The following is a 12,294-nucleotide window of genomic DNA, read 5'->3' as shown; positions in this document are numbered from 1 at the left end:
AACGGGTGTGACTTTGGAGTCCTGCTTGACTTAGACACTGTCTATTGTAGGATTCGGAGTGGCATTAGCCAAGGGACAGGTTTTGCACGATTGCCAGGATTGGCGCAGGAGGAGCTCGTGACTCAGGGACCGCTCACTACGGAGACAGGTGCTCCCGTAGCCGACAACCAGAACAGTGAGACCGCGGGCGTCGGCGGCCCCGTGCTCGTCCAGGACCAGCTCCTGCTGGAGAAGCTGGCCCACTTCAACCGTGAGCGCATCCCGGAGCGCGTCGTTCACGCCCGCGGCGCCGGCGCCTACGGGACCTTCACGGTCACCGCCGATGTCACCCGGTACACGCGAGCGGCCTTCCTCTCCGAGGTAGGCAAGGAGACGGAGACTTTCCTCCGCTTCTCCACCGTGGCCGGCAACCTGGGCGCGGCGGACGCCGTCCGTGACCCGCGCGGCTTCTCGCTGAAGTTCTACACCGAAGAGGGCAACTACGACCTCGTCGGCAACAACACCCCGGTGTTCTTCATCAAGGACGCCATCAAGTTCCCCGACTTCATCCACACCCAGAAGCGCGACCCCTACACGGGTTCGACCGAGATGGACAACGTCTGGGACTTCTGGAGCCTGTCGCCGGAGTCGACGCACCAGGTGACCTGGCTGTTCGGCGACCGCGGCATCCCGGCGTCGTACCGCCACATGGACGGCTTCGGCTCGCACACCTACCAGTGGAACAACGAGGCCGGCGAGGCCTTCTGGGTCAAGTACCACTTCAAGACCGACCAGGGCATCAAGTGCCTCACGCAGGCCGAGGCCGACAAGCTCGCCGGTGAGGACCCCGACTCCCACCAGCGCGACCTGCGCGAGGCCATCGAGCGCGGCGACTTCCCGTCCTGGACCGTCGGCGTGCAGATCATGCCCGTGGCCGAGGCGGCGACGTACCGGTTCAACCCGTTCGACCTGACCAAGGTGTGGCCGCACGCGGACTACCCGATCGTCTGGTTCGGCAAGCTGGAGCTCAACCGCAATCCCGAGAACATCTTCGCCGAGGTCGAGCAGTCGATCTTCTCCCCGGCGCACTTCGTGCCCGGCATCGGCCCGTCCCCGGACAAGATGCTCCAGGGCCGCCTCTTCGCCTACGGCGACGCCCACCGCTACCGCGTCGGCATCAACGCCGACCAGCTGCCGGTGAACCGCCCGCACGCCACCGTGGCGCGCACCAACTCCCGTGACGGCCACCTGTACGACGGCCGCCACAAGGGCGCGAAGAACTACGAGCCGAACAGCTTCGGCGGCCCCTTCCAGACGGACCGGGCCCTGTGGCAGCCGGTCCCGGTCTCCGGCGTCACCGGCGAGAGCGAGGCCCCCTCGCACGCCGAGGACAACGACTTCGTCCAGGCGGGCAACCTCTACCGGCTGATGACGGACGCGGAGAAGGAGCGGCTGATCGGCAACCTGGCCGGCGCCCTCTCCGGCGTCTCGCGCGACGACATCGTCGAGCGCGCGGTCGACAACTTCCGTCAGGCCGACGGTGACTTCGGCAAGCGGCTGGAGGCCGCGGTCCAGGCCCTGCGCGGCTGACATCCAGCACTGGACCGCTTGCCGTAGCGACGGGCCGGATCCCCGGGGACGGGGGTCCGGCCCGTTTGCCGTACCGGCCCGCTTGTCGTACCGGCCCGCTTGTCGTACCGGTCCGTGTGTTGTAACCGGTCCGTGCGTGTCGTTCGGGTCCGTGCGTCTTGATCCTGCTGTCCGTACGTCGCTCCGTTGGCGTCAGGCGGTCACCACCGGCGCGTTGTGCGGGGCGCGCGCCGGCGCCCATTGGCGGATGATGTCGCGCACCGAGACGATGCCGACGGGCTCGCCGCCGTCCAGGACGATGAGGTGGCGGAAGCCGCCGTGCGCCATCGCACCCGCCGCCTCCTCCACGGTCCAGGTCGGGGCGGCGAAGACGACGTCGGTGGTGGTGTGGCCGTGGGCGCGCTCGGTGTCCGGGTCCTGGCCCCGGCCCACGGAGACCAGGACGTCGCGTTCGGTGAGGATGCCGATGCCGCCGGCGTCGGGGTCGTAGACCACGGCAGCGCCGACGCGGCGGGCGGACATCAGGGCGGCGGCCTGGCGGAGCGTGTGGGCGGGACCGATGGTGAGGACGACCGTGCTCATGACTTCGCGGACGAGCATGGGTGGAGCCACCTCCTGCCGGTGATCCATGAGTTAGTTCATGGATTCACAAGTTCACAAGTGGGGGAACTCTCAGAGTGGCAGGTAAAACACCGGTCAACAAGGGGGCGCGGAGGGCGAGTCGGCGGGCGCTCAGTAGCGCTGGTTGAGATACCCGAGCAGCTCGTCGTGGAGCCGGCCGTTCGACGCGGCCGCGTTGCCGCTGTGCGGGCCGGGACGGCCGTCGAGGCCGGTGAAGGTGCCGCCCGCCTCCGTGACGATGATCGCGTTGGCGGCCATGTCCCAGAGGGAGAGCTCGGGTTCGGCGCAGATGTCCACCGAGCCCTCGGCGACCATCATGTACGGCCAGAAGTCGCCGTACGCGCGCGTGCGCCACACCTCGCGGGTCAGGTCCATGAAGCCGTCCAGCCGGCCCTGCTCCTCCCAGCCGCTCAGCGAGGAGTACGCGAACGAGGCGTCGGAGAGCGTGGAGACCTGGGAGACGTGGAGCCGGTGGGCGGAGGTCAGGCTGCGGCCGGTGAACGCGCCGTGGTCCTGCACAGCCCACCAGCGGCGGCCGAGCGCGGGCGCCGAGACGAGCCCGACGACTGGCTGGTACCCCCCCTCCTTCGCCTCCATGAGGGAGATGAGGGTCGCCCAGACGGGGACGCCGCGCACGTAGTTCTTGGTGCCGTCGATCGGGTCGATGACCCAGCGCCGGGGGCCGGTGCCCGCGACGCCGAACTCCTCGCCGTGGACCGAGTCACGGGGGCGGGCACGGGCGAGGTGGCCGCGGATGAGTTCCTCGGCGGCCTTGTCCGCCTCGCTCACCGGGGTCATGTCCGGCTTCGTCTCGACCTTCAGGTCGAGGGCCTTGAAGCGGTCCATCGTCGCGGCGTCGGCGGCGTCGGCGAGCACGTGGGCGAGGCGGAGGTCGTCGAGGTAATCGGGCATGCCGTCACGCTATCTGTCGCGGGCGGGGCGGGGCCACCAGGGGTTTGGCTGGCGTGGCGGAGCGCGGGAAGGCGGCGCGAGGGCCCTGCACAGCGGGTGCGAGGACCCTTGACAGTGCCCCCGTACCCGTCAAATCTGGCAGCGAGTCGCTCGGCACATCTGGCAGCAAGTCGCTCGGCCCGAGGGAGGCGAGGGTGCCTGCAGCCCGGGAGTCCCTGCTCGACGCCGCGTACACGGCGCTGGCGTGCCGGCCGTGGTCCGCCGTGCGGATGGTGGACGTGGCGGCCTCTGCCGGGGTGTCCCGGCAGACGCTCTACAACGAGTTCGGCAGCAAGGAGGGCCTCGCCCGGGCGCTCGTGAGGCGCGAGGCCGACGGCTATCTCGCCGGGGTCGAGCGCGCGCTGTCCGGACCCAGTGATCCGCGCGACCGCCTCACCGCGACCGCCGAGTGGATGATGTCGGCGGCTCATGAGAACGCGCTGGTCAGGGCCATGCTCACCGGTTGCTGGAGCGAGCGGCTGCCCTCACCGGTTCTGACGGAGGTGCCGTCCTCCACCGCCGCCGTGCCGGCCCAGCGGCGGGCCGACGGTCCGCTGCCCTCGCCCGGCGACTTCGTGAGCCTCGTCCGCGACCGTGCCGTGGCCGTCCTCCACGGCGCCGGTCCGCTTCCGCCGCCGGACGCCGCCGAACTGGCCCGCTCCTGCGAACTGGCCGTACGACTCGCCCTGTCCTGCGTCGCCGCGCCGCCCGCCGAGGGCGGGGTGGCCGACCTCCTGCGCACCGCCCTGCCGGGCCGGTTGACGGCGTAGCGGCGCGCGGCTCAGTGGGCCGAACCCGACAGCTGCAGCCCGATCACGCCGATGATGACGAGGCTGATCGAGACGATCTTCAGGGTCGAGACCAGGTCGCCGAGGAAGACCATGCCGTAGATGGCGGTGCCCGCCGCGCCGATGCCGGTCCACACCGCGTACGCGGGACCGACGTCGAGCTTCTTCAGGGACATGGTCAGCAGGCCGAAACTGCCCAGCGCGAAGGCGCAGAAGGCGATGGTGGGCCAGAGCCGGGTGAAGCCGTGCGACAGCTTCAGGCAGACGGCGAAGCCGGTTTCGAGCACCCCGGCCACTATGACCAGCAGCCACGCCATGTCTCGTCCTCCCGTAGTCCCGTACCGTGACCGCTGCGTCGATCGGTGCCGGTCAGTGGCTTCGCCCGGCGCCGACCTCGTCCGGTTTTGCTCGTGCTTGGTTCCGGCTTGGTGCGATTATGCACTTACCGGCTGCACGGCACGGCAAACAACGCGGTGGTCAGTCCCCTTCCTTGCGTTCCCGTGTCGACAGCAGTCGGCGCAGCGAGTACAGCCGGGCCGGGTCGGCGTGCCCCTCGGCGACCCAGGCGTCCAGCGCGCAGTCGGGCTCGTCGTGACTGCACGCGCGCGGACAGCCCTCCGTGCCGGGCACCAGGTCGGGGAATGCGTTGATCACCCGGGACGGGTCGATGTGCGCCAGCCCGAACGACCGTACGCCCGGGGTGTCGACGACCCAGCCGCCCTCCGCCGAGGACAGCGGCAGGGCGAGCGCCGAGGTCGTGGTGTGCCGGCCGCGGCCCGTCACCGCGTTGACGTGACCCGTGACCCGGCGGCGGTCCTCGGGCACCAGGGTGTTGACCAGGGTCGTCTTGCCGACGCCGGAGTGGCCGACGAAGGCGGTGATCCTCCCGTCCAGGTGCTCGCGCACGAGGTCCGCGGCGGCGCCGTTCTCCAGCTCCTCGCGGCTGGTGACGACGTAGGGGATGTCCAACGCGCCGTACAGCTCCAGGAGTTCGTCCGGCGGAGCCAGGTCCGACTTGGTCATCACCAGCAGCGGGGTGAGGCCGCCGTCGAACGCCGCGACCAGACAGCGGTCGATGAGGCGGGGGCGCGGCTCGGGGTCGGCGAGGGCGGTGACGATGGCGAGCTGGTCGGCGTTGGCGACGACCACCCGCTCATAGGGGTCGTCGTCGTCGGCCGTGCGGCGCAGGACCGAGGTGCGCTCCTCGATGCGGACGATCCGCGCGAGCGTGTCCTTCTTGCCGGACAGGTCGCCGACCAGGGCCACCCGGTCGCCCACGATCGCCGCCTTGCGACCCAGTTCGCGCGCCTTCATCGCCATGACGATCCGGTCGTCGACGAGGCAGGTCAGCCGGCCGCGGTCCACGGTGAGGACCAGGCCCTCGGCGGCGTCCTCGTGCTTGGGCCGGATGTGGGTGCGCGGCCGGTTGCCCTTGCGGTTGGGGCGGGAGCGGATGTCGTCCTCGTCGGTGTGCTTGCCGTAGCGGCGCATGGCGAACCGTCCCTACGCCCCGAGCATCCCGGTCCACAGATCGGGGAAGTCGGGCAGGGTCTTGGCGGTCGTCGCCACGTTCTCGACCTGAACGCCCTCGACCGCGAGGCCGATGACGGCGCCGGCGGTGGCCATGCGGTGGTCCTCGTAGGTGTGGAAGACGCCGCCGTGCAGCCGACGCGGGCGGATGTGCAGACCGTCGGCGGTCTCGGTGACGTCACCGCCGAGCTCGTTGATCTCCTTGGTGAGCGCGGCCAGGCGGTCCGTCTCGTGCAGCCGCAGATGGGCCACGCCGCGCAGGGTCGAGGGGGAGTCCGCGAGGGCGGCGACGGCCGCGACGCCCGGGGTCAGCTCGCCGACCTCGCTCAGGTCGACGTCGATGCCGTGAATCGCACCCGATCCGGTGAACATGAGCCCGAAGTCCGTCAGTTCGCAGGAACCGCCCATTTCGGTGAAGATCTCGCGCAGCCGGTCACCGGGCTGGGTGGTGTGGGACGGCCAGTCGGGGACCACGACCTTGCCGCCGGTCACCAGCGCCGCCGCCAGGAACGGCTGGGCGTTGGAGAGGTCCGGCTCGATCGTCAGGTCCCGGCCGAGCAGCGCGCCCGGCGTGACACGCCACACGTTCGGCTCGCCGCCGGACTCGGGAGTGTCGACCTGGGCGCCGACCGCGCGCAGCATGTCGACGGTCATGCGGATGTGCGGCATGGACGGCAGTGCTGAGCCGGTGTGGCGCACCTCGACGCCCTGGTTGAAGCGCGGTCCGGACAGCAGCAGGGCGCTGACGAACTGCGAGGAGGACGACGCGTCGATCTCGACCGGCCCGCCCTCCAGCGCGCCGCCGCCCTGCACGGTCAGCGGCAGGGAGCCGCGCCCGTCGTCGTCGATACGGGCACCCAGCACGCGCAGCGCGTCGATCACGCCGTGCAGCGGACGCTCGTAGGACCGGGGGTCGCCGTCGAAGCGGACGGCGCCGTCGGCGAGCGTGGCGACCGGCGGCAGGAAGCGCATCACCGTGCCGGCGTTGCCGACGTCGACCGTGGCCGGGCCGCGCAGGCCCGCCGGGATGACCCGCCAGAACTCGCCGGTGCCGTCCGGGCCGACGCCCTCCTCGATCTCGACGCCCATCGCGCGCAACGCCTCGGCCATCAGCACGGTGTCGCGGGAGCGCAGCGGGCGGCGCAGCCAGCCGGGCTCGGAGGCGAGGGCGGCCAGCACCAGGGCGCGGTTGGTGACCGACTTGGATCCGGGCACGTGGACGGTCGCGTCGACGGCTCCGCTCGCGTGCGGGGCGGGCCAGAGGGCGGTGTGCGCGGGGTTCACGGTCATGGGCCCCACTTTAATGGCTGAGGACGACCGGAGATCTTGATCAAAAGCGGCGAAACCTGACCGAAACCGCAACAGTGCACTTGCCGTGCATATATGCGGAGCGTGAGGACGGCGTCCGGGCTCTCACAGCTCCAGCAGCCAGCGCCCGCCGCCGATCAGCGAGCACAGCGACACCGCGTGGAAGAGGAAGAACCACACCCCCGCCGGCGCATGGGTCAGCCGCGCCAGCTGGTCCGCGTCCGAGTCCCCGGCACCGCCCCGGGCCCGCTTGGCCTGCAGCTCGAACGCCGGGCGCACCCCGCCGAGCAGCAGGAACCACACCACCGCGTACGCGAACGCCGCCTGCACCTGCGGCCCGGCCAGCCAGGACACCAGGACGAACGTGCCGCCGGTGACCACCACGGTCAGCACCCCGTACGCGTTGCGGACCATCACCAGCAGGGCCACGAGCAGTGCCGTCGCCAGCCACAGCAGCAGCGTGATGCGCCCCGCGGCCAGCAGCGCGGCGCCGCCGAGTCCGAGCAGCGGGGGAGCGGTGTAGCCGGCGACGGCGGTGAGGATCATGCCGACCCCGTGCGGCTTGCCCCGGCTCACCGTCAGGCCGCTGGTGTCCGAGTGCAGGGTGATCCCGGTCAGGGTGCGGCCGGTCAGCAGGGCCACCAGACCGTGACCGCCCTCGTGGGCGATGGTGATGGCGTTGCGCGCTATCCGCCACGACCCGCGCGTCGCGACGACGGCGAGCGCGGCCACCAGGGTCGCGATCACCACCCACAGGTCGGGATCGGGCTGGGTGCCGGAGACCTCGTCCCACAGGGAGGTGAGCGAGGCCGTTGCGAGGTGGTCCATGTCGGGTGGGGGCTCCTCGTTCGTGCGGTTGAGCGGGTGCGGCGCGAAGCGCCTCGTCGAGGGGTGGTGGCCGGACGACGGGTGGGCCTGGCAGTGTGGCACGTATGTGCGGACGGTATGCGGCGAGTCGTCGACCCGAGGATCTCGCGGGAATCTTTGAGATCGAGAAGTGGGAGCCCAGGGAGAGCTTGGAGCCCGACTACAACGTGGCCCCCACCAAGGAGGTCTACGCCGTCCTGGACCGTCCCCTGAAAGACGTCGAGGACCCGGAGCCGGTTCGCCAGCTGCGGAAGCTGAGGTGGGGTCTGGTCCCGTCCTGGTCCAAGACGCCCGAGGGCGGCGCCCGGATGATCAACGCCCGCGCGGAGACCGTCCACGAGAAGCCCTCCTACCGCCGGGCATTCAGCACCCGGCGCTGCATCCTGCCCGCCGACGGCTACTACGAGTGGGTCACCGGCAAGCAGGAGCGGGACCTGGAGGTCGAGGGACGCAAGAAGCGGCCCCGCAAGCAGCCGTACTTCGTGACCCCGGCCGACGGGTCCGTCTTCGCCATGGCCGGACTCTACGAGTTCTGGCGGGACAGGACGCTGCCGGACGACCACCCGCAGGCCTGGTGGGTGACGTGCTCGGTGATCACCACCGAGGCCGAGACCACACCGCTCGCCGTCGCCCCGGAGGACGGCCCGCACGCCCTGGCCGACATCCACCCCCGGATGCCCCTCATGCTCCCGCAGGACCGCTGGGACGACTGGCTCGACCCGGCGCGCACCGACCCCGACGAGCTGACCTCCCTGCTGGCACCCCCGCCCGCCGGGCTGATGCGGGCCTTCCCCGTCTCCACGGCCGTGAGCAACGTCCGCAACAACGGGCCGGAGCTGCTCAAGGAGCTGGAGGCACCGGAAGAGGGCACACTCTTCTGACGTGACGGATGCGACAACGGTTGTGACAGAGACGGTCGAGACGGACGCCGGCCCCGCCCGCATCACCTGGCACCCGGCGAAGGAGCCCCGACTCGTCCTCGCCGTGAGCCACGGCGCCGGCGGCGGCATCGAGGCACGCGACCTGCAGGCCCTGGCGGCCGTACTGCCGGACCACGGGGTCGGCGTCGCCCTCGTGGAGCAGCCCTGGCGGGTGGCGGGCAAGAAGCTGGCGCCCGCGCCGAAGACCCTGGACACCGGCTGGCGGCGCATCTGGCCCGCGCTCGCCGCGCCCGGCCTGCCGGTGATCTCGGGCGGCCGCAGCGCCGGCGCCCGCGTCGCCTGCCGCACCGCCGGGGAACTGGGCGCCCACGCCGTCCTCGCCCTCAGCTTTCCCCTGCACCCGCCGGGCAAGCCGGAGAAGTCCCGCGCCGACGAGCTGCTCGGAGCCGGGGTGCCCACCCTCGTCGTCCAGGGCGGCAACGACCCCTTCGGCAGGCCGCAGGAGTTCCCCGAGGCGCCGGAGGGGACCTACGACCTGATCGAGGTGCCGTACGGCGACCACGGCTTCGCCGTGCCCAAGCGGGCGGAGATCACCCAGGAGCAGGCGCTGGAACTGATCACCGACGGTGTCGCCCAGTGGGTCGGCTCACTCGGCTGAACGCCCGGGAATGACCGACGGGCGGCCACTGTTGTGCGGTGCATACGTTGCTGAGAATCAGCACCGACGCCGTAGGAGAGGAAGTCCGCCGCATGGGTTCAGCCTTCTGCCCTCCCGTCTCCCACCACCACCCCGTGGACGGGCTGCGCCCGGAAGCGTTGGATTCGAGTCGCAGCAGCCGCGCCGACCTGGACTGGACCGTGCTGCATGCTGCCAAGACCGCCCCTGTTCGGGCGGCGGGCGGACCGGATCGTCGTCTATCCTCCGATTCGAGTGAGACCGGTCTCGGTTTCACGACATCACTGGAGGAGGTGGGTCCGGTCACTGGGACCGACGCAGGGACCGAACACGGCCAGGCGGAGCAGCCCGAGGGCCGGGGTACGGACGCGGAGTCGACCGCGGAGCGCAGCGCGCGCTTCGAGCGGGACGCGCTGGAGTTCCTCGACCAGATGTACTCGGCCGCGCTGCGCATGACGCGTAATCCGGCCGACGCCGAGGACCTGGTGCAGGAGACCTACGCCAAGGCGTACGCGTCCTTCCACCAGTTCCGCGAGGGCACCAACCTCAAGGCGTGGCTGTACCGCATCCTCACGAACACCTTCATCAACTCGTACCGCAAGAAGCAGCGCGAACCCCAGCGCAGCGCGGCCGAGGAGATCGAGGACTGGCAGCTCGCGCGTGCCGAGTCGCACATGTCGACGGGTCTGCGCTCCGCGGAGTCGCAGGCGCTCGACCACCTGCCCGACTCGGACGTGAAGCGGGCGCTCCAGGCGATCCCCGAGGAATTCCGTATCGCCGTGTATTTGGCGGACGTCGAGGGCTTTGCCTACAAGGAGATCGCGGACATCATGGGGACACCCATCGGTACGGTGATGTCCCGGCTGCACCGTGGACGCCGTCAGCTGCGCGGCATGCTGGAGGACTACGCCCGCGACCGCGGTCTGGTCCCCGCCGGCGCCGGAGAGTCGAACGAAGCGAAAGGCTCGGGGTCATGAGCTGCGGAGAGCCGCACGAGACGGATTGCAGCGAAATCCTCGATCATCTCTACGAGTTCCTCGACAAAGAGATGCCGGACTCGGACTGCGTGAAGTTCGAGCACCACTTCGAGGAGTGCTCGCCCTGCCTGGAGAAGTACGGGCTGGAGCAGGCCGTGAAGAAGCTGGTCAAGCGGTGCTGCGGACAGGACGACGTGCCGGGTGACCTGCGCGCCAAGGTCATGGGACGGCTGGACCTGATCCGGTCGGGGCAGTCCGTGCCCGAACACGACGTCACGGCCACGCCGTCGGCTCCGCAGGAGTCCTGAGCAGTCCAGAACCGCCCGGTGTCCCGAGCCGCACCGAAGTCACTCGTACGTGCTAATCCGCGGGTTATCTGCCCGCGGCCTCCCCGCCGCCGCCCTAGGCTCCGAGCCTTACAGGCGTGGCCGGGGAGGGGCTCATGGACGCGGTACCCGCACGCGCGCGTGCGTACGTCGTTTGCGTCGCCCTCGTCGCCCTGCTCTGCCTGCGGCCGCTGCCGTCGGTGCACGCCCCCTGGTGGGCGGTACTGCTGCTGGCCGGGCTGTACGCGGGCTCCGAGCTGGTCGCGCGGTCCCGCTTCGTCGGGACCTGCTACCCCGTCCTGCTCGCCGGTGCCTTCCTGTTGCCGCCGCCCGCCGCCGCGCTCGTGGCGCTGCCCGGGGCGCTGCTGTCCCCGGTGCCGCGGCGGCCGTTCGGCCTGCGGCGCGTCTGGCGGGCCGCGCAGCTGACCCTCGCCGTGTGGGCCGCCGCCTGCGTCCACTGGCGGCTCGGCGGGCGGGACGCGGTCGTCGAGCCCGCTTTCCCGTACGCCCTCGTGCCGGCCGGGGCCGCCGTACTCGCGTTCTGCCTGGTGCTCACCGTCCTCGACGGCGGGATCCTCACCCTTGCCGACCGCGTGCCGCCGAGCCGGGCGTGGCGGGGGTTGTTCTCCCGGTCGCTCGCGCCGATCGCCGTGCACGGGCTCGCCGGGCTGATGATGGCGGTCCTGTGGCGGAGCCCGTACGGCCCGGTGGCCGCGCTGCTCGTTCTGCTGCCGATGTGCGTGGCGTGGTGGGCCTTCGCCCAGTACCACCGCGAGCGGGCCGCGCACCAGGCGACCATCCGGGCGCTGGTGCAGGCCGTCGACATCAAGGACGGCTACACGCGCGGCCACAGTGAGCGCGTCGGCCAGGCCTCCATGATGATCGCCCGCGAGCTGGGCATGGACGACGAACGCGTCGAGACCCTCCGCTTCGCCGGGATCCTGCACGACGTGGGCAAGCTCGGTGTGCCCACCCGGCTGCTGCGCAAGGACGGGCCGCTGACGCCCGAGGAGCGGCGGGTGATCGAACTGCACCCCGAGTACGGGCACGAGATGGTGCGCGGCATCCGCTTCCTCGGAGAGGCCCGCGCCGCCGTCCTCCACCACCACGAACGGCTGGACGGCAGCGGCTACCCCTACGGACTGGTCGGCGACCGGATCCCCGAGTCGGCCCGGGTGGTGGCCGTGGCCGACGCCTTCGACGCGATGACGTCCACGCGCTCCTACAGCAGGGCCCGTCCCGTCGCGACGGCGCTGGAGGAGCTCCAGCGGTGTGCCGGGGCCCAGTTCGATCCGCGGATGGTGCGGGCGCTGGTCCACGCTCTCGGACGCCACGGCTGGCGCCCGTCGGTGACGGCGGACGGCACGCCGGCCCGCGCCGATCCGGTACCGGGCCGGGGCGGGGGCGCGCGGGACCGCGTCGGCAAGGGGGCGTCATGAGGAAGCCTAAGCCCCCGGCGCGCCTCCACCGGGCTTGTCGCCCGGGCCGCTTCTGTGGCCCGGGTCCTGCCGGCCACCTCTGCCGGGCCTGCCGCCCCGGTCGTATCAGGCGGCTCCGCCGAGCCTGTGGCCTGGGTCGCTTCTGTGGCCCGTGTCCTGCCGGCCGCCTCTGCCGGGCCTGCCGCCCCGGTCGCGTCAGCCGTCTGGGCCGTGTCTGTGGGTCGGGTCGTGGCTGCCGTCTGGGCCGTGTCTGTGGGTCGGGTCGTGGCTGCCGTCTGGGCCGTGTCTGTGGGTCGGGTCGTGGCTGCCGTCTGGGCCGTGTCTGTGGGTCGGGTCGTGGCTGCCGTCTGGGCCGTGTCTG

The 12,294-nt window shown here is 71.4% G+C and carries 13 protein-coding genes; 7 read left to right on the top strand and 6 right to left on the bottom strand.

What is annotated here, in order from left to right:
- The first annotated feature begins 117 nt into the window (after positions 1 to 117).
- Positions 118 to 1,569 (top strand): catalase, encoded by a 1,452-nt coding sequence (locus ABS735_RS30590; RefSeq protein ID WP_373902508.1) that lies wholly within the window; start codon positions 118 to 120, stop codon positions 1,567 to 1,569.
- Positions 1,570 to 1,761: 192 nt separating this feature from the next.
- On the opposite strand, the gene ABS735_RS30585 is transcribed toward ABS735_RS30590, so the two are convergent.
- Positions 1,762 to 2,169, bottom strand: coding sequence for a CBS domain-containing protein (locus tag ABS735_RS30585; RefSeq protein ID WP_373902507.1), 408 nt, complete (start codon positions 2,167 to 2,169; stop codon positions 1,762 to 1,764).
- 132 nt (positions 2,170 to 2,301) lie between these two features.
- Positions 2,302 to 3,102 (bottom strand): histidinol-phosphatase, encoded by an 801-nt coding sequence (hisN, locus tag ABS735_RS30580; RefSeq protein ID WP_373902506.1) that lies wholly within the window; start codon positions 3,100 to 3,102, stop codon positions 2,302 to 2,304.
- Positions 3,103 to 3,296: 194 nt separating this feature from the next.
- On the opposite strand from hisN, the gene ABS735_RS30575 reads away from it, so the two are divergent.
- On the top strand, positions 3,297 to 3,911 hold the full coding sequence (locus ABS735_RS30575) for a TetR/AcrR family transcriptional regulator (RefSeq protein WP_373902505.1): 615 nt from the start codon (positions 3,297 to 3,299) through the stop codon (positions 3,909 to 3,911).
- 11 nt (positions 3,912 to 3,922) lie between these two features.
- On the opposite strand, the gene ABS735_RS30570 is transcribed toward ABS735_RS30575, so the two are convergent.
- The 4 genes from ABS735_RS30570 to ABS735_RS30555 form a co-directional block, all read right to left on the bottom strand.
- Positions 3,923 to 4,246 (bottom strand): DMT family transporter, encoded by a 324-nt coding sequence (locus ABS735_RS30570; RefSeq protein WP_030400671.1) that lies wholly within the window; start codon positions 4,244 to 4,246, stop codon positions 3,923 to 3,925.
- Positions 4,247 to 4,406: 160 nt separating this feature from the next.
- A complete protein-coding gene (gene rsgA, locus ABS735_RS30565; RefSeq protein WP_373902504.1) occupies positions 4,407 to 5,420 on the bottom strand; it encodes a ribosome small subunit-dependent GTPase A in 1,014 nt (337 codons plus the stop codon).
- A gap of 12 nt (positions 5,421 to 5,432) precedes the next feature.
- Positions 5,433 to 6,749, bottom strand: a complete 1,317-nt coding sequence (gene aroA, locus ABS735_RS30560) for a 3-phosphoshikimate 1-carboxyvinyltransferase (RefSeq protein ID WP_373902503.1) — start codon at positions 6,747 to 6,749, stop codon at positions 5,433 to 5,435.
- A gap of 123 nt (positions 6,750 to 6,872) precedes the next feature.
- On the bottom strand, positions 6,873 to 7,595 hold the full coding sequence (locus ABS735_RS30555) for a M50 family metallopeptidase (protein ID WP_373902502.1): 723 nt from the start codon (positions 7,593 to 7,595) through the stop codon (positions 6,873 to 6,875).
- Positions 7,596 to 7,699: 104 nt separating this feature from the next.
- Here ABS735_RS30555 and ABS735_RS30550 point away from each other — a divergent pair, with 104 nt between their 5' ends.
- The 5 genes from ABS735_RS30550 (at position 7,700) to ABS735_RS30530 (ending at position 11,933) form a co-directional block, all read left to right on the top strand.
- Positions 7,700 to 8,515 (top strand): SOS response-associated peptidase, encoded by an 816-nt coding sequence (locus ABS735_RS30550; RefSeq protein WP_373902501.1) that lies wholly within the window; start codon positions 7,700 to 7,702, stop codon positions 8,513 to 8,515.
- 22 nt (positions 8,516 to 8,537) lie between these two features.
- On the top strand, positions 8,538 to 9,173 hold the full coding sequence (locus ABS735_RS30545; RefSeq protein ID WP_373902500.1) for an alpha/beta hydrolase family protein: 636 nt from the start codon (positions 8,538 to 8,540) through the stop codon (positions 9,171 to 9,173).
- A 311-nt stretch (positions 9,174 to 9,484) separates the two neighbouring features.
- The gene (sigR, locus tag ABS735_RS30540; protein ID WP_373902499.1) at positions 9,485 to 10,168 is read left to right on the top strand and encodes an RNA polymerase sigma factor SigR; all 684 of its coding nucleotides are present in this window, start codon (positions 9,485 to 9,487) and stop codon (positions 10,166 to 10,168) included.
- Positions 10,165 to 10,476, top strand: a complete 312-nt coding sequence (rsrA, locus tag ABS735_RS30535) for a mycothiol system anti-sigma-R factor (protein ID WP_061442628.1) — start codon at positions 10,165 to 10,167, stop codon at positions 10,474 to 10,476. Before sigR ends, rsrA begins: the two co-directional genes overlap by 4 nt.
- Positions 10,477 to 10,610: 134 nt before the next feature.
- Positions 10,611 to 11,933, top strand: a complete 1,323-nt coding sequence (locus ABS735_RS30530; protein WP_373902498.1) for an HD-GYP domain-containing protein — start codon at positions 10,611 to 10,613, stop codon at positions 11,931 to 11,933.
- Positions 11,934 to 12,294 lie beyond the last annotated feature (361 nt).

Source organism: Streptomyces sp. MMCC 100, assembly GCF_041538145.2.
GTDB lineage: Bacteria > Actinomycetota > Actinomycetes > Streptomycetales > Streptomycetaceae > Streptomyces.
The sequence above is the reverse complement of the archived record's forward strand: the minus strand, read 5'-3'. Positions and strand labels throughout refer to the sequence as shown.